General features: G+C 68.7%; 22 protein-coding genes. 10 read left to right on the top strand and 12 right to left on the bottom strand.

Annotation, left to right across the window (positions count from 1 at the left end):
• Positions 1-17: 17 nt before the first annotated feature.
• Both ACFFJD_RS12500 and ACFFJD_RS12505 read right to left on the bottom strand, forming a co-directional pair.
• The gene (locus ACFFJD_RS12500) at positions 18-938 is read right to left on the bottom strand and encodes an adenylate/guanylate cyclase domain-containing protein (protein WP_382364604.1); all 921 of its coding nucleotides are present in this window, start codon (positions 936-938) and stop codon (positions 18-20) included.
• Positions 935-2,122, bottom strand: a complete 1,188-nt coding sequence (locus ACFFJD_RS12505) for a TetR/AcrR family transcriptional regulator (protein ID WP_382364606.1) — start codon at positions 2,120-2,122, stop codon at positions 935-937. The genes ACFFJD_RS12500 and ACFFJD_RS12505 overlap by 4 nt, the downstream gene beginning before the upstream one ends.
• Before the next feature lie 122 nt (positions 2,123-2,244).
• Here ACFFJD_RS12505 and ACFFJD_RS12510 point away from each other — a divergent pair, with 122 nt between their 5' ends.
• Positions 2,245-3,456 carry an acetyl-CoA C-acetyltransferase gene (locus ACFFJD_RS12510; protein WP_382364608.1) on the top strand — a complete coding sequence of 404 codons (1,212 nt, stop codon included), beginning with the start codon at positions 2,245-2,247 and terminating at the stop codon, positions 3,454-3,456.
• Between the two features lie 32 nt (positions 3,457-3,488).
• A complete protein-coding gene (locus ACFFJD_RS12515; RefSeq protein ID WP_382364610.1) occupies positions 3,489-5,684 on the top strand; it encodes a 3-hydroxyacyl-CoA dehydrogenase NAD-binding domain-containing protein in 2,196 nt (731 codons plus the stop codon).
• A gap of 80 nt (positions 5,685-5,764) precedes the next feature.
• Here ACFFJD_RS12515 and ACFFJD_RS12520 read toward each other — a convergent pair whose 3' ends face one another.
• Positions 5,765-6,754 (bottom strand): LppP/LprE family lipoprotein, encoded by a 990-nt coding sequence (locus ACFFJD_RS12520; RefSeq protein WP_382364611.1) that lies wholly within the window; start codon positions 6,752-6,754, stop codon positions 5,765-5,767.
• A gap of 61 nt (positions 6,755-6,815) precedes the next feature.
• The gene (locus tag ACFFJD_RS12525) at positions 6,816-7,412 is read right to left on the bottom strand and encodes a class I SAM-dependent methyltransferase (protein WP_382364613.1); all 597 of its coding nucleotides are present in this window, start codon (positions 7,410-7,412) and stop codon (positions 6,816-6,818) included.
• A gap of 200 nt (positions 7,413-7,612) precedes the next feature.
• Between ACFFJD_RS12525 and ACFFJD_RS12530 the strand changes: the two genes are divergently transcribed.
• A complete protein-coding gene (locus ACFFJD_RS12530) occupies positions 7,613-9,028 on the top strand; it encodes an HNH endonuclease signature motif containing protein (protein ID WP_382364615.1) in 1,416 nt (471 codons plus the stop codon).
• A 124-nt stretch (positions 9,029-9,152) separates the two neighbouring features.
• Here the strand turns inward: ACFFJD_RS12530 and ACFFJD_RS12535 are convergent, their stop codons facing one another.
• From ACFFJD_RS12535 to ACFFJD_RS12555, 5 genes are read right to left on the bottom strand one after another with little or no spacing between them, the layout of a single operon-like run.
• Entirely contained in the window at positions 9,153-9,869 is a 717-nt protein-coding gene (locus ACFFJD_RS12535; protein ID WP_382364617.1) for a hypothetical protein, read from the bottom strand.
• A complete protein-coding gene (locus ACFFJD_RS12540) occupies positions 9,866-10,480 on the bottom strand; it encodes a hypothetical protein (protein ID WP_382364619.1) in 615 nt (204 codons plus the stop codon). The genes ACFFJD_RS12535 and ACFFJD_RS12540 overlap by 4 nt, the downstream gene beginning before the upstream one ends.
• Positions 10,481-10,483: 3 nt before the next feature.
• Positions 10,484-11,257 (bottom strand): ABC transporter ATP-binding protein, encoded by a 774-nt coding sequence (locus ACFFJD_RS12545; RefSeq protein WP_382364621.1) that lies wholly within the window; start codon positions 11,255-11,257, stop codon positions 10,484-10,486.
• Positions 11,250-12,326 carry a FecCD family ABC transporter permease gene (locus ACFFJD_RS12550; RefSeq protein ID WP_382364623.1) on the bottom strand — a complete coding sequence of 359 codons (1,077 nt, stop codon included), beginning with the start codon at positions 12,324-12,326 and terminating at the stop codon, positions 11,250-11,252. The genes ACFFJD_RS12545 and ACFFJD_RS12550 overlap by 8 nt, the downstream gene beginning before the upstream one ends.
• Complete coding sequence (locus ACFFJD_RS12555; RefSeq protein ID WP_382364625.1) at positions 12,304-13,443, bottom strand: ABC transporter substrate-binding protein; 1,140 nt, start codon at positions 13,441-13,443, stop codon at positions 12,304-12,306. The genes ACFFJD_RS12550 and ACFFJD_RS12555 overlap by 23 nt, the downstream gene beginning before the upstream one ends.
• A gap of 104 nt (positions 13,444-13,547) precedes the next feature.
• Here ACFFJD_RS12555 and ACFFJD_RS12560 point away from each other — a divergent pair, with 104 nt between their 5' ends.
• Both ACFFJD_RS12560 and ACFFJD_RS12565 read left to right on the top strand, forming a co-directional pair.
• Positions 13,548-14,447, top strand: coding sequence for an LLM class flavin-dependent oxidoreductase (locus ACFFJD_RS12560; protein WP_382364627.1), 900 nt, complete (start codon positions 13,548-13,550; stop codon positions 14,445-14,447).
• A gap of 82 nt (positions 14,448-14,529) precedes the next feature.
• Entirely contained in the window at positions 14,530-15,276 is a 747-nt protein-coding gene (locus tag ACFFJD_RS12565) for an SDR family NAD(P)-dependent oxidoreductase (RefSeq protein WP_382364629.1), read from the top strand.
• Between the two features lie 34 nt (positions 15,277-15,310).
• On the opposite strand, the gene ACFFJD_RS12570 is transcribed toward ACFFJD_RS12565, so the two are convergent.
• Both ACFFJD_RS12570 and ACFFJD_RS12575 read right to left on the bottom strand, forming a co-directional pair.
• Positions 15,311-16,195, bottom strand: coding sequence for an enoyl-CoA hydratase-related protein (locus tag ACFFJD_RS12570; protein ID WP_382364631.1), 885 nt, complete (start codon positions 16,193-16,195; stop codon positions 15,311-15,313).
• 10 nt (positions 16,196-16,205) lie between these two features.
• Positions 16,206-17,006, bottom strand: a complete 801-nt coding sequence (locus ACFFJD_RS12575; protein ID WP_382364633.1) for an SGNH/GDSL hydrolase family protein — start codon at positions 17,004-17,006, stop codon at positions 16,206-16,208.
• Positions 17,007-17,145: 139 nt separating this feature from the next.
• Here ACFFJD_RS12575 and ACFFJD_RS12580 point away from each other — a divergent pair, with 139 nt between their 5' ends.
• From ACFFJD_RS12580 to ACFFJD_RS12595, 4 genes are read left to right on the top strand one after another with little or no spacing between them, the layout of a single operon-like run.
• Positions 17,146-18,606: a fatty acid desaturase gene (locus ACFFJD_RS12580; protein ID WP_382364635.1), complete on the top strand. Its 1,461-nt coding sequence runs from the start codon at positions 17,146-17,148 to the stop codon at positions 18,604-18,606.
• Positions 18,603-18,785: a rubredoxin gene (locus ACFFJD_RS12585; protein ID WP_382364637.1), complete on the top strand. Its 183-nt coding sequence runs from the start codon at positions 18,603-18,605 to the stop codon at positions 18,783-18,785. The genes ACFFJD_RS12580 and ACFFJD_RS12585 overlap by 4 nt, the downstream gene beginning before the upstream one ends.
• A complete protein-coding gene (locus ACFFJD_RS12590) occupies positions 18,782-19,945 on the top strand; it encodes an NAD(P)/FAD-dependent oxidoreductase (RefSeq protein WP_382364639.1) in 1,164 nt (387 codons plus the stop codon). Before ACFFJD_RS12585 ends, ACFFJD_RS12590 begins: the two co-directional genes overlap by 4 nt.
• The gene (locus ACFFJD_RS12595) at positions 19,942-20,550 is read left to right on the top strand and encodes a TetR/AcrR family transcriptional regulator (RefSeq protein ID WP_382364641.1); all 609 of its coding nucleotides are present in this window, start codon (positions 19,942-19,944) and stop codon (positions 20,548-20,550) included. Before ACFFJD_RS12590 ends, ACFFJD_RS12595 begins: the two co-directional genes overlap by 4 nt.
• A 1-nt stretch (position 20,551) precedes the next feature.
• On the opposite strand, the gene ACFFJD_RS12600 is transcribed toward ACFFJD_RS12595, so the two are convergent.
• Positions 20,552-21,520 (bottom strand): R2-like ligand-binding oxidase, encoded by a 969-nt coding sequence (locus ACFFJD_RS12600; protein ID WP_382364643.1) that lies wholly within the window; start codon positions 21,518-21,520, stop codon positions 20,552-20,554.
• A 103-nt stretch (positions 21,521-21,623) separates the two neighbouring features.
• Here ACFFJD_RS12600 and ACFFJD_RS12605 point away from each other — a divergent pair, with 103 nt between their 5' ends.
• Complete coding sequence (locus ACFFJD_RS12605) at positions 21,624-22,481, top strand: alpha/beta fold hydrolase (RefSeq protein ID WP_382364645.1); 858 nt, start codon at positions 21,624-21,626, stop codon at positions 22,479-22,481.
• The last annotated feature ends 180 nt before the right edge of the window (positions 22,482-22,661 follow it).

Consider the following 22,661-nt stretch of genomic DNA (forward strand, 5'->3'; position numbering starts at 1 on the left):
GGTCCGCGCCTTCCTTTTTATTGCTGCTTGTCGTCGTGCTCCGCACTGCGGCGATCGCGGGCAAGCGAGGTGGCGCGCAGGCGGCGGTATCCGCGGACCGACAGCGAGCCGACTTGGCGCAGGTACCAGGCCGGATCGTCGGCCAGGGCGGCGGCGAGGTGGTCGTCGATCAGGGTCTTACCCTCGTGGGCGCTGCTGGCCAGGCGCGCGGCGATGTTCACCGGCTCGCCGAAGATGTCGCCGAGGCGGGTCAGGGCGGGGCCCGCGGCCAGGCCCACCCGCAACTGCGGCAGGTCGTTGTCGTCGACGCTGAGGTCGTGCAGTTCGACGGCGATCCGTGCGGCGGACTCCGGCCTGGGGGCGGTGAACATCACCGCGTCGCCGAGGGCCTTGATGATCTGGCCGCCGTGCCGGTTGATCACCTCGTGGGCGCCGGACTCGAAGGTGTTGAGCAGGGCCTCGAGCTCGTGGAGGCCGAGTCGGCGCGACAGGGAGGTGTAGCCCACGATGTCGGCGAAGCCGATGATCACCTCGACACCCTCGGCCTCGGGGGAGGCTGCGGCCTCGTCCTCGTAGTGCGACAGGTAGTTGTCCAGGTGGCGACGCCACACCAGACGCTGGACGTGGGCGACCGCGGCGGTGAGTTCCTCGGTGGTCAGGCCGACGCGGGGGTTGTCGGCCAGGATGCGAATCTGGCCGGCCTGCCATTCGGCCAACCGTGCGGTGGACTGTCCGATGACGCGAGCGGCGGCGAGCTGCGCGGCCGGGTCCATCTCGCCGTCGGCGCCCACGAACACCGAGAGCGCGTCGAGGTCGTCCTCGGTGAAGCTCGCGGCGCCGTCCGGTGATTGAGTGAAACCGAATGCGGCCCACAGCTTCTCGGCGAACGACGGATCGAGGCGGAGCTTCTCGATCATCTCGTCGCGGCTGTACTTCATGCCAGCAAGCCTTTCATGAGGTAGGCCATGCGTGCGGCGAACTCCGGGCGCGGGGTACTGCGGGGCATGCGGACGGCATCGAGGACCACCGCCAGGGCGGCGTGCACGGTCAGCGTGGCGGTGCTGCGACTCTGCTCGGGATGGGCGGCCGACCACAGGTCGATCCACCGCGCCACGTAGCCGCGCTCCATCGTGAGCAGTTCGGCGGCATCCGGCGTGCCGGCGAGGATGTATCCGCTGCTCAGTGCCACCCGCAGGTCCGGCGAGGCGGTGATGTTCTGCACGTAGGAGTCCACCAGCAGGGCCAGCAGCTCGGCCGGGTCGGAGGTGAGGAAGCCGGCCGCCATCGCTCCGGCCTCCAGCCGCATGGCGCTGCGCCGGCCGATGGCCATCAGGATGGCCTCCTTGGCGGGGAAGTGTTTGTAGACGCTGGGGCCGGTAATGCCCACGGCGGCGCCGATATCGTCCATCCCGGCACCGGGGTAGCCCCGCTCGGCGAAGAGCTGGGCGGCGGCGTCGAGGATCTCGTCGCGCCGCCCGCCCTCTCCCGGCAGTCCCGCCGGCCGCTCGGGGAGCGGCGGGGCGAGGGTGGGCTGAAGGTCGAGAAGCCGCCAGATCAGTTGGCGCACAGTCGATTCCACCAGCACGGCGTTGTTCTTCTGGGCGCGCCCGATGCGGCTGCCGGCCACCGACAGCACCGCGCCGGCCAGGTACATCGATTCGCGCTCGGACAGCGCCGGGCGGCTCTCGGCGATCGCGGCGGCCCAGCGGCGCAGGACGCTGCGCGTGCGGCGCACCACCTCGCGGTTCTGTTCGTCGGACAGATGCTGACCGGACCATCGCCACAGCGTGTGGGCGCCGGGGTCGGCCATGCTCAACGTGGTCGCGGCGGTGACCACCGCGTTGGCCGGGTCCGGCGCCGGGCGGACGGCTTCGGCGGCCAGCGCGGCGTCGGTGTAAGCCTCGAAGGAATCGACGCCGCCCTGGGTCGCGGCGAACAGAAGTTCCTGCTTGTCGAGGAAATGCCGATAGACGGTCGGTGTGCTGACACCGGCGCGGGCGGCCACATCCGACACCGAGACGTGCGGATAGCCGCGCTCGGTGAACAGCACCGTGGCGGCCGCGCAGAGCTGCGCGCGGCGGTCTACGCCGCGGGTGCGTCGGGGTGCTTTCGAGGTCGACATGGTGAACCGACCATAGCTCAGTTCGTTCGAAATTAATATGGATGTACCTGTGGCTATAGCCAAAAACGTTATTGCGGGTTAGCCTGTCGGTAACCATCTAGGTTCGTGTGAAAGGAACTCTTGTGCCTGACCAAGCATTCATCTACGACGCGGTGCGTACGCCTCGTGGCAAGCAGCGCGGCGGAGCGCTGCACAGCGTCAAGCCGATCGACCTCATCTCGGGTCTGATCGATTCCCTGCTGGAGCGTCACCCCGACCTGGATCCGAAGGCCGTTGACGACGTCGTGCTCGGCGTGGTTTCGCCGGTCGGCGAGCAGGGCGCCGTGATCTCGCGTACCGCCGCACTGAACTCCGGCCTGGGCGAGAGCGTCCCCGGCACCCAGATCAACCGCTTCTGCGCCTCCGGTCTGGAAGCCTGCAACCTGGCCGCGGCCAAGGTCGCCTCGGGCTTCGACGACCTGGTGCTGGCCGGCGGCGTCGAGTCGATGTCGCGCGTGCCGATGGGCAGCGACGGCGGCGCCCTGTTCATGGACCCCGCCACCGCCTTCGACAACTACATCGCCCCGCAGGGCATCGGTGCCGACCTGATCGCCACCATCGAGGGCTTCTCGCGTGAGGACATCGACAACTTCGCCGCCGAGTCGCAGCGTCGTGCCGCCATCGCCTGGGAGGAAGGTCGCTTCGAGAAGTCGATCGTCCCGGTCAAGGACATCAACGGCGTGACCCTGCTGGACAAGGACGAGCACATGCGTCCGGGCAGCACCGCCGAGAGCCTGGGAAAGCTCAAGCCCGCCTTCCAGGCGCTGGCCGACATGGTCGGTTTCGACGATGTCGTCATGCAGAAGTACCCGAACGTGGAGAAGGTCAACCACGTCCACACCGGCGGCAACAGCTCCGGCATCGTCGACGGCGCCGCCCTGGTGCTCATCGGCTCGGAAGAAGCCGGCAAGCGCAACGGTCTCACCCCGCGCGGCCGCATCGTGGCCTACGCCGAGGTCGGCTCGGAGCCGTCGATCATGCTCACCGGTCCCACCCCGGCCACCGAGAAGGTGCTGGCGAAGGCCGGCCTGACCGTCGACGACATCGACGTCTTCGAGCTCAACGAGGCCTTCGCCTCGGTCGTCATGAAGTGGGAGAAGGATCTCGGTATCCCCCACGAGAAGGTCAACGTCAACGGCGGCGCGATCGCCTTGGGCCACCCGCTGGGTGCCACCGGCGCGATGATCCTGGGCACCTGCCTGGACGAGCTGGAGCGCACCGGCGGCCGCTACGGCCTGGTGACCCTGTGCATCGGCGGCGGCATGGGTGTCGCGACCATCATCGAGCGTGTCTGAGCGACCTGAGAACGAAGGAAACGACTGAACTCATGACTGACAACATGATCAAGTGGGAGAAGGACGCCGACGGCGTCGTCATCCTGACCATGGACGACCCGAATCAGGGCGCCAACACCATGAACGACCTCTACCAGTCGTCGATGGCTGCGACCGTCGAGCGCCTGGAGGCGGAGAAGGACGACATCGCCGGTGTGGTCCTGACCTCGGCGAAGAAGACCTTCTTCGCGGGCGGCGACCTCAAGGACATGACCGCCGAGCGCACCCAGACCAAGGAGGAGATCGCCACCGCGATCACCGAGCGCACCAACGGCATGAAGGCCGTGCTGCGTCGCCTGGAGACCCTGGGCAAGCCCGTCGTGGCCGCCATCAACGGTGCCGCCCTCGGCGGTGGCCTCGAGATCGCGCTGCACTGCCATTACCGCGTCGCGGCCGACGTCAAGGGCAACCAGCTCGGCCTGCCCGAGGTGACCCTCGGTCTGCTCCCCGGCGGCGGCGGCGTGGTCCGCACCGTTCGCCTGCTCGGCATGCAGGCCGCGCTGCTGAACGTGCTGCTGCAGGGCCCGCGCATGAACCCGACCAAGGCCAAGGAAGTGGGCCTGGTCAACGAGGTCGTCGGCAGCATCGACGAGCTGATCCCGGCCGCTAAGGCATGGATCGCGGCCAACCCCGAGGCGCAGCAGCCGTTCGACGTCAAGGGCTACAAGATCCCCGGCGGCGCACCGAGCAACCCGGCCGTGGCCGCCAACCTGCCGGCCTTCCCGGCGATGCTGCGCAAGCAGATCAAGGGCGCCAACATGCCGGCCCCGCGCGCCATCATGGCCGCTGCCATCGAGGGCGCGTACGTCGACGTCGACACCGCCGACCTCGTCGAGACCCGCTACTTCGTGTCGCTGGTGACCGGTCAGGTCGCGCAGAACATGATCAAGGCGTTCTTCTTCGATCTGCAGCACATCAACGGCGGCGGCTCGCGGCCCGACGGCTACGACAAGTACACCGCCAAGAAGGTCGGCGTGATCGGCGCCGGCATGATGGGCGCGGCCATCGCGTACGTCTCGGCCAAGGCCGGCATCGAGGTGGTCCTCAAGGACATCGACCTCGAGGCAGCCAAGCGCGGCAAGGGCTACGCGGAGAAGCTCGAGGAGAAGGCCCTCAAGCGCGGCAAGACCACGCAGGAGAAGAGCGACGCACTGCTGGCTCGGATTCACCCGACCGTCGACGCCGCCGACTTCAAGGGCGTCGACCTCGTGATCGAGGCTGCCTTCGAGTCGGTCGAGGTCAAGAACAAGGTGTTCCAGGAGATCGAGGACATCGTCGAGCCGGACGCCGTGCTCGGCTCCAACACCTCGACCCTGCCGATCACCATCCTCGCCGAGGGCGTCAAGCGCTCCGAGGACTTCATCGGTATCCACTTCTTCAGCCCCGTCGACAAGATGCCGCTGGTGGAGATCATCAAGGGTGCGAAGACCTCCGACGCCGTGCTGGCCAAGGTGATCGACTACACCCTGCAGATCCGCAAGACCCCGATCGTGGTCAACGACAGCCGCGGCTTCTTCACCAGCCGTGTGATCGGTACCTTCGTTAACGAGGCCATCGCGGCCGTCGGCGAGGGCGTCGAGCCGGCGTTCATCGAGCAGGCAGGCAGCCAGGCCGGTTACCCGGCCCCGCCGCTGCAGCTGATGGACGAGCTGACCCTGACCCTGCCGCAGAAGATCCGCAAGGAGACCCAGGCGGCCGCCGAGGCAGCGGGCGAGAAGCCGGCCGAGCACGGTTCGTTCGCCGTGGTCGACTGGATGGTCGACAACGGCCGCACCGGCCGCAAGGACGGCAAGGGCTTCTACGACTACGACGAGTCGGGCAAGCGCACCCTGCTGTGGCCGGGCCAGCGTGAGCACTTCAACTCGGGCAGCAAGGTGATCCCGCTCGAGGACATGAAGGAGCGCATGCTCTTCGCCGAGGCGCTGGAGACCGTGAAGTGCTTCGACGAGGGTGTGCTCACCTCCGTCGAGGACGCCAACATCGGCTCGATCTTCGGTATCGGCTTCCCGGCCTGGACCGGCGGCGTGGTGCAGTACATCAACGGTTACGAGGGCGGCGTGCCCGGCTTCGTGGCCCGCGCCAAGGAGCTTGCTGCCGCGTACGGCGACAACTTCCTGCCCCCGGCCTCGCTGGTGGAGAAGGCTGAGCAGGGCGTGAAGACGCTGACCAACGAGAACCTGGTCAAGTAACTCTTCCTCCCGCACAACGACCGCGCCCCGGTGAGCCAGCAGGCTCACCGGGGCGCGGTCGTTGTGGTTTCTCGCCTCGCTCAGGACGGGGTGGGCGCCAGTTCGGTGCCGCGGCGGGTCAGGGTGCCGTCGATGAACGTGAAGCCGCCGTCGGGGCCGTCGCAGTCGATGCCGTCGGTCACCGCGGTGCACGACAGGCCGTCGATCGTGATCCGGCTGTTCACCGGCAGGGTCTGAGCGCCGGGCGGTCCGCCCTCCGTGATCGTGGCTCGGGTGCCCGCCGCGGTGAGGTGGATCGAGTTGGGCGGGCCGGTGAAGACGTCGTTGCGGACATCGGGGGTGCCGGGCGGGAAGGTCACACTGCACCAGATACCTGCCGGTGAGGCCGCGCATTCTTTGCCGGTCCCGTACTTCCAGCGGTAGTAGCCGGCGGCTCCCGGGGTGGCGAAGTCGGCCGGGGCCACCTCGGTGATCGTCGACGACGGCGTGCTGCCCGTGGGGGCCGCAGCTCCGCCGCAGCCCTGGATGTACGAGATCTCGGCCGGGAACGATCCGTCGGTGACCACCCTGTCCCCGTCCCAGGTGTAGCGCAGCGTGGCGGTGCCGCTGGCACCGGCATTGGACTCGCCTTCGCGGGCGAAGCGGTAGGTGGCCACGACCGTGTTGTCCCCGTCGTGTTGGACGTTCCGCAGGGGCAGGAGACACTTGGACGCCAGGCCGACGAACTCCCCGTTGTGGAACAGCAGGATGGCCTCGGGCGACGAAACGGTCGCCATCTGGACGGTCGTCGTGGAGTAGTCCAAGGTGCGGCACGGCTCGGGAACCGGGCTGCCGTTGGGCTGCCAGGTCATCCCCGACGGTGCTGGGGTCTCGGCGATCGCCGAGCGGACCGCCGCGGTCATGTCCCGGTCACGATCGCATTCGGCGGTGGTGGTGATCGTCGTGGTGGACGCTGTCGCGGCGCGATCACCGTCGGTCGCGGTACTGCCGCAGCCGGCCAGTACGGCCGCCGTCAGTCCTGCGCCCACCGCCAGCGCGGCGCGTTTTCGTGAATCCATGGTGACTGGCATGTCGGTTCCCCCTCGTATTGCCTCTGCGTGTCGACAGTAGGGCAGGGTGCGGACAGGCGAGTCAGCCGCGCCGGACGGCGAGCAGCGCGGCGTGGGCTCGGTCGGGTCGGTCCCAGCGGGATTCGGTGTGGTCCACCCGAAAGCCGGCCGTCTCGACCTCCTCGGTGAGCAGATCGACCGGCCATCGGTAGGCCGTGGCGACGGCGTGCGCGAACGCGTCCGACCGATCGCCGGTGAAGAATCCCAGAGCCAGGCCGCCGCCCGGCCGCAGCACCCGCGCGAACTCGGCGAGTGCGAGGGCGAAGGCCTTGGGTGGCATGTGAATGAGCGAGTACCACGCCAGCACCCCGCCGAGGGCGCCGTCGGCAGACGGCAACCGTTCGGCGCGGCCGAGATGGAAACGGCAGTCCGGGTAGTCGCGGCGGGCGCGCTCGAGGAACTCCGGAACCGGGTCGAGCCCTTCGGCCTCGGCCCCGATGCCGACCAGAAAGTCGGTCCACTGACCGGGGCCGCAGCCGACGTCGAGGATCGACCCGTCGACGCCGCGCGCCCAGGAGCTCACGAGCGCCCGGTCGGCGGGATCGGTGTGTTCGATCCGCCCGACCGCCGCGATGTACTCGTCCACCCGTGTCGAGTACGAATTCGTCGGGTGCGGCATGCCTCCAGTGTGTCTGAAAAAACTGGTCTAGAACTATTGTTCTCATAAAATAGGAGGTGTAACATACAGGAAGAGGAAGGGATGGATAGTCCCGAACTCGCGGAACAGACCTCTCGGAACATGAGTGGCCGGGTGACCGATCGTCACGCGGCTCGACCGGTTCCCTCGCTATTGGCTTCTCACGACCTGAGGAGTGCGTCATGGACGCAGCAACTCTCATCGCCTTCGCCGATCTGATGAGCGATGGCCTCACGATCCCAGTCGGTACCGACATCGATACGCCGGCGAATCTCGGACAGTTCCTGGCTCGGGCGCGGGCGGTGGACGACGACCGGGAACTTCTGGCGTTAGCCGCGGCGGTTCTGCGGTTGCGCAATGTCACCGACTATTCGGTGGCCGCGACGTGCGCCGCGATCGAACGCGTGGGGCTGCCGACCCGGAAGCATGTGCGGTCCGCCGCGGCGATCCTCGCCGAGCTCGGGGCGGCGCCGGCGGTGGCCTATCGTGCCGGCCGGCTCGGGCAGGCGATGTCCGACGAGAACCTCGTGCCGGTGATCCGCGGATTGCGCGATGGTGCGGTGTCGGCGGAGCACGGCGATGCCGTGGCGAGCGGCCTCGGGCACGTGGCGGGTCGCGTGGAGCTGTCCGACGACGATCGCCGGAAGATCGTGCATTCGTTGCTGGTGCAGACCTCGCCGGCGCGGGTGAGGGAGAAGGCCCGGGCGTGGGCGATCAAGCTGGCCCCGGAGGTTCCGGCGGACGGGGAGGTTTCGGTCGCCGAGCGTGACGACTTGAACGAGATGACGCTGAATCGCACCGATGACGGCCGGGTGGCGGTGACGATCGACTTCGACATCGTGGCAGCTGAGGAACTGAGCGCGGCGTTGGATCCGTTGACCCGGCCGGTGCCCGAGCCGGACGGCTCGCAGGATCGGCGGTCGGCCAAGCGGCGCCGAGCGGATGCGATGGCGCAGGTGATTCGCACGTATCTGTCGCATTCCGACCGTCCCGAGTCGGGAGGAGTGCTGCCGCACGTGACCCTGTCGGTGCCGGCGGCGGTGGTGATGAACGGGCAGGTACTCGATTCAGGCGCGGGACTTGGTGCGCGGCAGACGATTTCGATCCCGATGTCTGAGGACGACACCGCCGAGGACGACACCGCCGTGCCATGGCTCGGGTTCGGCGGACCCATCTCGGCGCGGACCGCGGAACTGATCATGTGCGAGGCGTCGGTGGCGTTGGCGTTGCTCGACGACAACGGTGTGCCGCTGAATGTCGGTCGAGAGAAGCGACTGTTCACCCCGGGCATCCGCAAAGCCCTGGTGCTGCGCGACCGTGGTTGCGCCTTTCCCGGTTGCGGTGTTCCGCCGTCGTGGTGCGACGGGCACCACGTGGAGCATTGGGAGCACGGCGGAGTGACGAGCTTGGACAACGGTGTCCTGCTCTGCCGCCGGCACCACACCGTGATTCATCACGGTGGGTGGGAAGTGTTCATCGGCCACGATCGGCAGCCGTGGTTCATTCCGCCGGCCGATCCCGACCATCCGAAACGTCGTCGCGAACCGATCCGATCGAATGCGCGCCGAACCTTGACCTTGTCGGCCAGCGCCGCGTGAGGCGCGTGAAATCAGTGCCGGGAGCGGTTCCCGACGCGATGTGTTGTTTGAAAATTTCATAGTGTGGCCGTGGACGTCGGGTCCGTCACGCCTCCAGTGTGTCCGCCCCGGCCGCGTGCGGCTCTCAGCGGGCGGGGGAGGTGTGGTCGAGCCAGCGGAGAAGGGCGTACAGGAAGCGGGTGGAGCCAGGCATGAAGTTGTTGCCATGGTGGAAGGTCGGGTCCAGAGTGGTCGCGATGATCCGGCCGGGCGTGCTCGCCGTGTCCTCGTACAACAGCAGGCCGGCATCGTGCAGTCGTCCGTCCTGGTCCGGCTCTTCGGAGACCACCAGCGGGACCACGTCGGCGTCGGTGTGCAGCAGGCCGTGGTGGTGCCAGATCACCGCCTTGCTCGACAGGTACTCCCACGCGTCGTGTTCGGGGGTGCGCGTCCGGATCAGCGGGTCTTCGCCCTCCATCCACCACCAGAAGTTCGTCGGCCGGGGTGTCCAGGAGACGCCTGGCAGCCACGTGTGGGCGGCGTTCTCGCCGAGCACTACCAGCGTGCCGCCCCGCTCAGCGACCGCCAGGAACTCGGGGGCGTTGCGGCGCACCAAGTCCGGGTGCAGTCGGTCGGCGATGATCACGGCGTCGTATTCGGCCAGATCGCCAGCGGCGAGGTCGCCCAGGTAGACGAACTCGGTCTGGTGGGTGATCACGGCCGGATCGGCCAGGGTCTGGAGGTGAAAGTGCGAGCCGCCGTGTACCAGGGCGAGTCGACGACGGGATCGGGCGGCCCGATCGGTGCGCCGGAACGGCTCGGCGGGCGGAAGGTCGGTGGTGCTCGGGTCGAGGGTGGTCATGCGGGGGTCTCCTGTCCGGACAGCCACTGCAGCAATTGGGGGAAGATTCGAGCCGACGTGTTCGGGTCATGGCGATAGACGGCGAGATCAAGCCCGCCGTGTACCAGGACTTCGCCGGCACCGAGTCGATAGACGTAGTCCACCGGCAGGCCGAGCCTGCCGATGCGGTTGATCACCGTGGCTCCGTCGGGCAGCCGCTCGCTGTATCCGCGCGCGTAGAAACCGGAGACTCCGCGCCGGAAGGTGAGGTCGGCGGTGTCGACGCCGGCCCACACCGGATGCGCGGTGTCGGCGGTGATGGCCAGATCCTTGGGGCCGGAATATTGCAGCCGGCGCCAGCGGCCCAACCCGGGCAGGAAGTCGGTCAGGGCATGACCCATCACGGCGATCCGGCCACCGCCGGTGACGAAGTCCGTGAGCAGATCCCGGCGTCGTTCCAGGAAGATCTGGTCGCACGCGCTGTTGACGATCAGCCCGCGCACCGCGTTCGTGTCGAGCTCCGGCAGGTCGTAGAGATCGAGTTCGAGGTGCTCGGTCGTCGGGCCGGGCATTCCCAAGGCGGTGCCCATCGTCAGATGTGCGACGGGAGAGACCCTGTCGAGGGTGGTCATCGGTCAAACCTCCTGGAGGCGGGCCGACGGTGAGTCGGCGGTGTCGTAACGGGTGAACAAGACGGTGCGCGCGCGGCCGCGGTCGTCGACCTCGGCGCGGACGACCTCGATGCCGTACAGCTCGCTCAGGACGGCGTCGGTAATGAGTTCGGCCACCGGGCCCTGACGGATCCGCTCGGGTGCGGTGAGCACGATCGCCGCGCCGCCGAGATGCAGGACGTGCTCGGGGTGGTGCGTGGTGAGGAGCACGCCCATGCCGTCGGCGGCCAGGTCGCGGAGCAGTTCGAGGACTCGCGCCTGATTGCGCAGATCCAGCGCCGAGACCGGCTCGTCGAGGATGAGGTACTCGCACTCCCCGACCAGTGCGCGCGCGATCAGCACCAGCTGGCGTTGACCGCCGGACAACTCGGCGAAGCTTCGGTCGGCCAGATCGTCGATGCCGACCCTCTCGAGCACCGCTCGGGTGTGCGCGCGGTCGAGCCGACTGGGTGCGGCGAACGCCGACACCTTTCTGGCCCGGCCCATCAGCACCATGTCGAAGACGCTGTAGGCGAAGGTCGACGCCGCGGCCTGCGGGACATATCCGATCTCGGCGTGCCGCACGACGGTGCCTTCGGCGAGCGTGTTGAGGCCGGACAGGCAGCGCAGCAGCGTCGTCTTGCCCTGCCCGTTCGGGCCGAGAATGGAGGTGATGCCGCCGTCGAGCGCCAGATTCGCGTGGCGGAAGATCCAGTCGCGGTGGGGATACCGGAAACCGGCGTCGATCAGTTCAAGCATCGAGGAAGGCCTGTCGTCGAGAACGGTGGAGCAGCACGACGAACACCGGCGCTCCGATGATGGCAGTGAGGATGCCGATGGGGATCTCCCCGGGGCTCACCGTGCGCGAGAGCGTGTCGATCAGCGTGAGGTAGGCGGCGCCGAGGACGAACGTGGTGGGCATGGAGATGCGGTGGTCCGGTCCCACCCAGAGTCGTGCGAGATGAGGAATCACCAGGCCCACCCACCCGATCACCCCGGCCACGGCGACCGCGCCCGCCGTCATCAGGGCGACCATCGTCAGCAGCAGGGTGCGCAGTCGGCCGGGATTGATGCCCAGCATCGCGGCGTCGTCGTCGCCCATCGACAGGACGTTCACCCGCCACCGCAAGCCCAGGATCAGGGCGCTACCGAGCAGGATCGGCACCGCCGCGATCAGCACCTTGCCCATGTCCGCGGTGGCCAGCGAACCCATCAGCCAGAAGACGATCGACGGCAGGGTGGTGTACGGATCGGCGACGTAGGTGGCGAAGGACACCAGTGCCGAAAAGAACGCGCTGGTCACGACCCCGCCGAGGACGATCATGAGGATCGACGAGCCGGACCGGGTGCGGCCGATCAGGAGCACCATGCCCAGCGCGGCCAGGCCGAACAGGAAGGCCCCTCCCACCACGAAGGCCGACCCCGCGCCCACCATCATCGCCAGGACCCCGCCGAAGGAGGCGCCCGACGAGACTCCGAGGACCTGCGGGCTCACCAGCGGGTTGCGGAAGGCGGCCTGCAGGGCCGACCCGCCGAGGGCGAGGCCACCGCCGACCAGCATGGCCAGCAACGCGCGTGGCAGGCGCACACCGAGCACCACGTTCGCCTCGTTGTCGGTCCACGTCTTGGCCAGCGGGATCACTTCGTTGAGCAGGATACGGGCGGTCTCGTTGGGCGGCACGGTGTAGCGGCCCACCGACAGCGACAGCAGGAAGACGAGCACGATGATCGCCGTCAGCGCCACCGGAACCAGTAGTCGTGTGCGGCGCGTGCCGGCCGTCGTCGTCGGCCGGGCGCGGTCGACCTCAGGCGCGGAAGAGGCGGTCATAGTCGCGGCTCACCGAGTTGGCCGGCAGGTGCAGGATGCGGTCGACGTCGGCGCTGGTGACGTCGTAGGCGTACAGGTGTCGGTAGGTCTCGGCGATCCGGTTGCGCAGGTCGTGGCGCTCGTCGGGGAAGAACACCGAGTTGACCCACAGCCACATCAGGTTGGATTCGTTGCAGGGCGGATCCCAGGAGAAGCCGCCCAGCGGCGCCTTGTACACCCGCTTGTTCTTCACCGCCGACAGCGCAGCCCACGCCGGGTCGCGGTAGATGTCGGACGGGGTAGTGGGTTCGAAGTTGCTCAGGATCAGCACTTCGGGATCCCAGGTGAGGACCTGTTCGCGGGTCACCGCCAGGCTGGATCCCTTGCCCGCGCCGGCGGCCACGTTGCGCCCGCCGCCGAGGCGGATCCAGAAGTCCATGTAGCTGTCGTCGGCCGCCACCTTGATCTCCGGGGCGTTGTACAGATACATGGCGCGGGGTGCCCGATCTGCGTGGGCGCGCGCGGACCGCTCGACCACAGCGCGGTCGGCGGCCATGGTGCTCAGGAGTGTGTCGGCTTCGGACTTCTTTCCCAGCAGGTCGCCGAAGATCGTGATCCACGCCTCCAGGTCCTCCTGGGTGCCGTACTTGAGCAGCAGCACCTTCAGCCCGGCGTTGCGCAGCGGCGCCACGATGTCGTCGCCCTTGTCGCCCCACTGGATCACCACGTCGGGGTTCTGGGCGAGGATGTGTTCGACATTCGGAACGAAGTCGTTCCCGGCGACCACCGGCGTACTGAGGAACGCGGGGAACATGGTGCCGAGCATGCCCGCCGAGGCCAGGGAGATCGCGACCTTGTTGGCGCCGACGTTGCGCGCGGTGGACTGGTCGGAGCCGATGATCATCGACGGCACCGGGATGATGACGCTGACGATACGGCCGACGGGGGTGTCGAAGGTGATCGTGTTGTCGTACTGGTCGACGACGGTGATCGGGCCGCCGCCGCCGGAACCGTCGGCGGTGACCTCGCGGGTCGAGCACGCGCTCGTGGAGCCCAAGGCGCCGAGAGCCAGGGCTGCCACGCCCACGGAGCGCAGGAGTTGACGTCGGTTGAGGGGGGACGGCTCGGGGGAAGGCATGCGGACTCCACGACTTGAAATATTGGTTAGGCAACACTAAGCAAAGTGACCGTAGCCTAACTTCTGTTGCGGCGGGAATCGTGGGGTCGGCGTAGGGTGCGGGCATGGACTACGGCCACGACTTGCTCTTCGGCGTTTTCATCACTCCCACCAGCGCGGATCCGCTGCTTCCGGTGGATCTGACACTCACCGCGGAGGACGCCGGACTCGATCTCGCGACCTTCCAGGATCACCCGTATCAACCGGCGCTTCAGGACGCGTGGACGTTGATGTCGTACGTGGCCGCCCGGACCGAGCGCATCCATTTGGCGGGCAACGTGCTGAATCTGCCGCTGCGGAATCCGGTGGTGCTCGCGCGCGCGGCCGCGAGCCTGGATCGGCTGACCGGCGGGCGCGTGGAGTTGGGACTGGGTGCGGGCGGCTTCCGCGAGGCGATCGCCTCGATCGGCGGCCCCAGCCTCACTCCGGGCCGGTCGATGCGCGGCCTCGACGAGGCGATCACCATCCTGCGGGAGGTGTGGGACGCCGAGGCCCGGGGCGGGATACGGGTCGACGGCACCGAATATCGGATCAGCGGAGCCAAGCGGGGGCCGGCGCCGGCGCACGACATCGGCATCTGGGTCGGCGCGCTGGGCCCGAAGATGCTCGACCTGGTGGGGCGCCGCGCCGACGGCTGGCTGCCGTCGCTGGGGAACCTGCGCGAGGGCGTCGTCACGCTCGACGAGATGAACGCGAAGATCGACGCGGGAGCGGTGGCCGCGGGCCGGTCGCCGTCGGACGTTCGGCGCCTGGCCAACCTCGGCGGGACGTTCGCCGGGCGCAACGGCCCGCTGCTGGCCGGACCGTTGCAGTCGTGGGCGCCCGACCTGGCCGAACTGGCCGTCGACCACGGCCTCAGCGGCTTCATCCTGGCCTCCGACGACGCCGCGGAGATCGAACTCTACGGATCGCAGGTGGCGCCGGAGGTCCGCGAGCTGGTGGCGCGGCGTCGGGCCGCGGGCTGAGCGTCGGCCGCTGCCGTCGAACGCAGGTCACCGCGGCCTGGGGCGTGCTTCGATGAAGGCTGTCGATCAGGGAGGTTCGAGAATGCAGCTGCAGGGTCAGATCGTCATCGTCACGGGCGGGGCCGCGGGCATCGGCGGCGCCATCTCGCGGGTGCTGGCGCGACGGGGCGCGAAGGTGGTCGCGGTGGACGTCAACGGCGCGGCCGGGGCCGCGCTGGCACGGGAATGCGGCGACGACGTCGTGTTCCTGGAGGGCGATGTGGGTCTGGCGGAGACCGCGGAGGCGGCGGTGGCGCTCGCCGTCGAACGGTTCGGCGGACTCACCGGCGTGGTGAACAACGCGCACGCCTCGCGGCAGGCGCCGTTCGTGGACCTCACCCCCGAGATGTGGGAACTGTCCTTCAACACGGGTTTCGTCGCGACCCGGAACTTCATGCTCGCGGCCTACCCCCACCTGAAGAGCGCCGGGGGCGGTTCCATCGTGAACTTCGGCTCCGGTGCGGCCATCATCGGCCAGCGGACGCAGGCCGCCTACGCGTCGGCGAAGGAGGCGATCCGGGGCCTGACCCGCGTCGTCGCCAACGAGTGGGCGCCCGACCGGATCCGCGTGAACATCGTCTCGCCGATGGCGCTCACCGAGGGAGTGGAGGCCTGGAGCAAGGCGTCCCCGGATCTCTACGCGGCGTCGTTGGAGAAGATTCCGATGGGGCGCTTCGGCGATCCGGAGGTCGACGTGGCACCGATCGTCGCCTTCCTGCTCTCGGACGACTCGATCTACATGACCGGCCAGACCCTGATGGCCGACGGCGGAGCCAACAAGCTCTACTGAGCTGCCGTCGACCGCCGACTGACGGGAACGGGCGTCAGAGCTCGTCGGGGCGGGTCGGCCAGTCGGGCACGAAACCGGGCAGGTCGTCGGCCACCGACATCGGAAAGCGGGCCGGCCGCTTCTCCAGGAACGACAGCACGCCCTCCTGGCCGTCCGGGGTGCCCGCCATGGTGCGCATACCGTGGCTCTCGTCGGCGTGGGCGTACCACGGCGAGGACAGTTCCAGCCCGTGCCACAGCATGCGGCGGGCGGCGGCCACGGAGATCGCCGAGGTGTTCGCGACGATCTCGGCCGCGAGCGCACGGGCCTTGTCCAGCAGTTGATCGTCGGGCACCACGGCGGAGACGAGGCCGCCGCGCAGCGCCTCGTCGGCGTCGAAGATGCGGCCGGTCATCACCCATTCCACCGCCTGTGCGATGCCGACCAGCCGCGGCAGGAACCAGGTGGAGGCGGCCTCGGGCACGATGCCGCGCCGGGCGAAGACGAAGCCGAACCGCGCCGACTCGGCGGCGATCCGGATGTCGGCGGGCAGTGCCATCGTGACGCCGATCCCGACGGCGTCGCCGTTGAACGCCACGATCACCGGCTTGAGGGACCGGGCGATCTTCAACGCCAGCCAGCCGCCCGGGTCGCGGGAGACGCCGTCCACCTCACCGACGCGGGCCACCGTCGCCTCCTGCTCGGCGGTGAGCTCGGTGGCGCCGATGAAACCCTCGGAGAGGTCGGCGCCGGCGCAGAACGCCGATCCGGAACCGGTGAGGATCACCACGCGGATCTCGTCGTCGGCGTTGATGCGGTCGAAGAAGGCGCCCAGTTCCAGGCACATCTGCATGGTGAAGCGGTTGCGCGTCGCCGGCCTCGTGAAGGTGACGGTCGCGACGGAATCTTGCACGGAGACATCGAAGGGGGAGTCGGGCATGGCCCGGACTCTATCCGTCGGCGGGGGCCGCGCGCCGCTGCTCCGGGCCTTCGCGTACCGGGGTCAGCAGGGGGCGCTTGGGGGAGCGGCCGTCGCCGAGCGAGCGACCGCGCAGGCGGCGGATCATCCACGGGGTCAGGTATTGCGCGGCCCAGCGGGCGTCCCGGGCGTGTCGAGCGAGTCGGTGCGGCTCGGCCCACGGATCCAGCGGCGCACCCCAGTCGGGGGAGCTGCCCTCCAGTCCGAGGGCGAAGGCGGCGCCGTCGGCGAAACGCTCGTGGCCGAGCGGTGAGGCGTGCAGTCGGTCCGGCGCCCACGCGCGCAGATCGGTGAGCACCGGCGCCGAGTACAGGTCGACGAGGATGAAGTCGTACGCGGCGGCGAAGTCGCGCATCATCGCGTTCAGGGCCTGCAGCTTGTCCTCGAAGCGCTGACCCATCGGGATGGTGCGGGTCACGTCCGGGTAGGTGGAGATCACCACCGCGGCGCCGGTGGCGTGCAGCACCCGGTACACCTCGTCGAGATCCTCGCGCACCTCGGCCATGTCGGAACGGCTGATCACGTCGTTCATCCCCAGCGGTGCGGTGATCAGGTCCGGTTCCATCGCCAGCGCCGGTGCGAGCTGTTCGTCGCGGGCCTGGCGGGCGGTCTTTCCGCGCACAGCCAGGTTGGCGTAGCGAAGGTCGGGATTGGACAGGGCGAGACGTTCGGCCAAGCGGTCGGCCCATCCGCGGTACTCGTAGCGCGGATCCGGATCGCCCATGCCTTCGGTCTGGCTGTCGCCGAGGGCCACAAATCGAGAGAACTGCACGTCATCGATAGTAAATCGCGCCTGCGGCAGTGTCCCGAACTCGCGCTGTCTTTACAAATTCCATCAAATGTATAGACAGGCGACGTAGTGCCGCCTAATGTCTAGTTCACTCGCCAGCGTGTGATGTGAAGGAGACGACATGGCACAACCGACAATCGACAGTCCGGGCGCACCGGCCACCGAGTGGCGCGACAAGAAGCGCTATCTCTGGCTGCTGGGCTTGATCCCGCCCACCGCTCTGTTCGTGGTGACCGGCTTCGTCGCGCTCATGAACTGGGCCGGCCGCGAACTGGAGTGGAGCTGGCTGGGCACCGTGTCGCCGGTGTGGTGGTGGATCGGTCCGATCCTGGTGTATCTGCTGCTGCCGGTGCTGGACATCTTCTTCGGGCCGGACGGACAGAACCCGCCCGAGGAACTGATCGAGCAGCTCGAGAACGACAAGTACTACCGGTACTGCACCTACATGTACCTTCCGTTCCAGTTCGCGAGCCTGATCTTCGCCTGCTATCTGTGGACCGCCGACGACCTCACCTGGTTGGGCATCGAGTCCGGTGGCCTGGGCCTGGCCTCGAAGATCGGTCTGGCGTTCACCGTCGGCGCGATGGGCGGTATCGGCATCAACGCCGCCCACGAGCTCGGACACAAGAAGGTGACGATGGAGCGCTGGCTGTCCAAGGTGACGCTGGCGCAGACCTTCTACGGGCACTTCTACATCGAGCACAATCGGGGGCACCACGTCCGCGTCGCGACGCCGGAGGATCCGGCCAGTTCGCGGTACGGCGAGAGCTTCTGGGCCTTCCTGCCGCGCAGCGTGTGGGGATCGCTGAAGTCGGCGTGGGAGCTGGAAGCCAACCGGATGAAGCGGCAGGACCGGCCGGTGCTGCACCACACCAATGACGTCCTCAACGCGTGGGCGATGTCGCTGGTCCTGTGGGGCGCACTCGCGCTGATCTTCGGCTGGCAGGTGCTGCCGTTCCTGGTGCTGCAGGCCGTGTACGGGTTCTCGCTGCTGGAGACCGTCAACTACCTCGAGCACTACGGGCTGCTGCGGCAGAAGAACGCGCGCGGTCGGTACGAGCGCTGCACCCCGCAGCACAGCTGGAACTCCGACCACATCGCCACCAACATCTTCCTGTACCACCTGCAGCGACACAGCGACCACCACGCGAATCCGACGCGTCGCTACCAGACCCTGCGGAGCTTCGAGGAGTCGCCGAACCTGCCCAGCGGATACGCCAGCATGATCGCCATCGCCTACTTCCCGCCGCTGTGGCGGCGCGTGATGGACAAGCGCGTGCTCGCGCACTACGACGGCGACCTGTCCCGGGCCAACCTGCATCCGCGCAAGGCCGCCGGCCTGCTGGCCGCCCGCGAGTCCGCTCCGGTGGCGGTGCGCGAGCGTCCCGCGGCGTCGTCGAACCCGGATGCCGTCGCCTACCGCTGCGGCAACTGCGAGTACGTCTATCGCATCGCCGACGGTGCGCCCCGCGAAGGCTTCGCGCCCGGCACCGCCTGGTCCGAGGTCCCCGACAACTGGCCCTGCCCGGACTGCGGTGTCCGGGAGAAGGTCGACTTCCTTCCGATCGGAGAACGAGCATGAGCGACTACCGACTCTTCCAGTGCCTGCAGTGCGGGTTCGAGTACGACGAGGCCGAGGGCTGGCCCGAGGACGGCATCGCACCCGGCACCCGCTGGGACGACATCCCCGACGACTGGAGCTGTCCGGACTGCGGTGCGGCCAAGGCCGACTTCGAGATGGTCGAGGTCGCGCGCCCGTGACCGGCGTGCTGATCGTCGGCTCCGGGGTCGCCGGCGCCACCGCGGCGCTGACCCTGCGCGCCGAGGGCTACACCGGTCCGGTGACCGTGATCGGCGCCGAATCCGGCCTGCCGTATCGGCGCACCGCGCTCAGCAAGGATCTGCTCGCCGCCGATCTGAGCGCCGAACGGATCCGGTTGCAGAAGCCGGAGGTCTGGGCCGCCCGGGACATCGACGTCGTCGGCGGCGTGGCCGCGGTCGACGTCGACCCGGGGGCGCGGACGCTGACGCTCAACGACGGCCGTCGGCTGCCGTACCGTGCGCTGATCCTGGCCACCGGCGGCCGTCCCATCCGCCCCGACTGGCTCGACGAGGAGGTGCCGTCCCTGCGCATGCTCGCCGACGCGGAACGGATTCGCGCCACGATCCGGGAGCACGGCGGCGTGGTGGTGATCGGCGGCGGGCTGATCGGGCTGGAACTGGCGGCCTCGGTGGCGGCGGCCGGGCTGTCGGCGGTGGTGCTCGAAGCCGGTGATCGGGTGCTCGGTCGGGTGGTTCCGGCCGAGGTCTCCGAGGTCGTGGCCGCCGTGCACCGCGACCGCGGCGTCCGCGTGCACTGCGGAGCCCGGGTGGTGTCCGCCGATCCCTCCGGTGCGGTGCTCGCCGACGGCACGCGGATCGCCGGAGCGGTGGTCGCCGCGCTGGGCATGGTGCCCAACATCGGTCCCGCGCGGAGCGCGGGGGCGGCCGTGCAGCGTCGCGGCATCGTGGTGGACGAGTGCCTGCGGACCACGGTCGACGGCATCTACGCGGCCGGGGACGTCGCGACCGGCGGCGCCGCCGACGGCGAGCACTGGTTCGGCGCGCAGGATCAGGGGGCCGCAGTGGCCCGCAGCGTCCTGGCCGACTTCGCCGGTGAGTCGGCGCCGGTGTACGCGCAGGTGCCGCGCGCGTGGACCACGCAGTACGACCTCACGCTGCAGATGGTCGGCGCGCCCACCGCCGACGGTGAGGTCGCGATCGACGGTGATCTCGCGGCCGGCTCGGCCACCGTCACGGTCACCGGGCCCGCCGGACTGCTGGGCGCGGTCACGGTGGGGCGGGCCGCCGCCGCTCGGGAACTGCGGGCACGACTGGCGGCGGGACTCGAGGCAACCGGAGCACTAGGCTCGACCGTGTGAGTGCACCGAGCCTGACCTACGCCCAAGCGAGCAAGGCGCTGCTGCGCAATTCGCTGCTCGACGGGTTGCGGGAACTGCTCACCTCGCGCGACTGGTCCAAGGTGACGATGGCGGCGGTGGCCCGGCACGCCGGGGTCAGCAGGCAGACCGTGTACAACGAGTTCGGCTCCCGGAACGGGCTGGCGCAGGCCTACGCCCTGCGGCTGGTGGAGGAGTACACCGGGGAGATCGAGCGGTCCGTCGCCGAGGCCCCGAACGACCTCGACGGGGCCCTGACCGCGGGTTTTGCCCGCTTCTTCGAGGGCGCGGCCGCCGATCCGATGATCGCCTCGCTGCTGTCCGGCGAAGGAAATCCGGATCTGTTGCGGCTGATCACCACCGACGCGGCCCCGCTCATCGCGGCCACCAAGACCCGGCTGACCCAGGTCGTGGTCGGGTCGTGGATCGCGCTGCCGTCGGAGAAGGCCGATCGTATCGCCGGGGCGGTGGCGCGGATGGCGTTGAGTTACGTCGCGATGCCGCCGGAGGTGCCCATCCCCGAGGTCGCGGCCAATCTGGCGGCGCTGTTCGCGCCAGCGATTCGTGAGGCGCGGCAGGCGCCCTGAGTCAGCGGTTGCGGAGAGCGGCCATCGTCTGCGCGTCCTCGTCGCCGAAGGTGTCCTCCAGGACGGCCGGCGTGTAGTCGAGGTCGATCTCGGCCACCGGGCGTCCGCGGGCGGACTCGATCGCCCCGAGGCGGCGCTGCGCGCGGTCGGCGGCGTAGGTGACGAACTCTTGGTTGTCGATGCCGAACGGCGGGACCTCGAACTGCTCGTTGACCCAGCTGATCATGCCGAGTGCCATCGGCAGCAGCTCGCCCATGCGCTCGCCCGCCACGTCCCACAGCGAGTCGTCGGCGGCGATGTGCCGCCGGCAGGTGAACGTGCCCCACGCCATGTGGCGGCGTTCGTCGTCGGCGATGTGTCCGATCAACTGCTGCATCCCGGGCAGGATGTCGTTCTCCACGCACACCTTGTTCCAGGCGTAATACCCGGTGAGCGCGAGGCTCCCCTCGATCACGTGGTTGTAGGTGATGCTGGCGCGCACCTGATTCCGCGGCGACGGATCGGTCTGCAGGACTCGTAGCGACTGGGGGAGCTCCCGGTAGAAGAGTTGGCGGTAGTAGGGATTCTCGGCCACGTAGGCGTGCATGTCGTCGGTGAGACCGACGGCGTCCATCCACAGCCGGAAACCCTGCGCGTGCTTGGCCTCCTCGAGGCAGAACTGCGTCAGGTACATCTCGTCGCCGAAGCGGTTCTCGGCGGACATCGCATCCATGAACGGCCGGATGTCCTGGGTGACGGCCTCCTCGCCGGCGACGAACTGCGCCACCAGATAGGAGGCACTGCGGCGCTGCTCGTCGTCGAGTCCGGCCCAATCGGCGGCATCCCGGGAGCAGTCGATGGCCGCCGGATCCCAGGACTTGCCGTTGCCCTTGGTGAACAGCCGCAGCGGGAAGGCGTCCCAGTGCAGTCCGCCCGCGCGCAGCGAGGCGAAGTCGGCCCGGACCTCGGATGTGTCTGCCGTCACAGTCATGCTTGCGACGTTATCAACGTTGCGCGGTCGCCGCGGCCGACAGAGTCGGATCGATAGGCACGGTCCCCACGCCGCCCACTAGAACACGTTCTACTATGGGGGTGTGGACCTGACTTATGAGAACACCCAGCGCGAACTCGCCACCGATAAGGGCGTCATCCGTTACCACGAGGCAGGTGCCGAGCACGACGATGTGCTGTTGCTCCTGCACGGCAGCGGCCCCGGCGTCACCGGATGGCGCAATTTCCGGGGCAACCTGGCCTTCTTCGCCCAGACGCACCACGTCTACATCATCGAGTTCCCCGGCTTCGGCGTGTCCGATCCGGTCGACGGGCACCCGGTGCTCACCGCGGGCAAGTCGGTGATCCGCTTCATGGACGCCCTCGGCATCGACTCGGCGGCGGTGATCGGCAACTCGATGGGCGGCGTGGTCGCGGTGAACCTGGCCATCAAGTTCCCCGAGCGCATCACCAAGCTGGTCACCATCGGCGGGGTGGGCCCCAACCTGTTCTCGCCGAGCCCCAGCGAGGGTCTGCGTCTGCTGCAGGAGTTCACCGACGCCCCCGATCGCGAGAAGCTGATCCGCTGGCTCAACGGCATGGTCTACGACCGCGCCCTGGTGACCGAGGAACTGATCGAGCAGCGCTGGTCGGCGGCCATCGATCCGGAGGCGCTCAAGACCGCCGCCATGATGTACGGCTCGGCGGCCTTCGAGATGCAGCAGAAGTTCATGGCCGACTCCGACGCGGCGCCGTACTGGGCGATGATGCACAAGGTCAAGTGCCCGACGCTGCTGACCTGGGGGCGCGATGACCGGGTGAGTCCGCCGGACATGGCCCTGGTGCCCATGCGGTTGATCCCGAACGCCGAACTGAACATCTTCCCGAAGTGCGGTCACTGGGTGATGATCGAGGCCAAGGAGGCCTTCGAGGGCTCGGTCGCCGCGTTCCTCGCCCGCTGACGCACGCCTGCTCCGCCCTGTCGTCGACCACCCCTCAGTTCCGTGTCGCGACCCTGATCCCGGGTCGCCGTCCGAGCCCGGAACTTGTCAAGCTGTCTGAGACAGCTGCTTGGTTTGGTTAACAGTTTTGGTGTTGATTCCGGTCGGTCCAGGCAGGGGCGGTGCCTGCGGAGGCCGCCG

It is taken from the genome of Gordonia phosphorivorans (assembly GCF_042432625.1).
GTDB classification, from domain to species: Bacteria; Actinomycetota; Actinomycetes; order Mycobacteriales; family Mycobacteriaceae; genus Gordonia; species Gordonia phosphorivorans.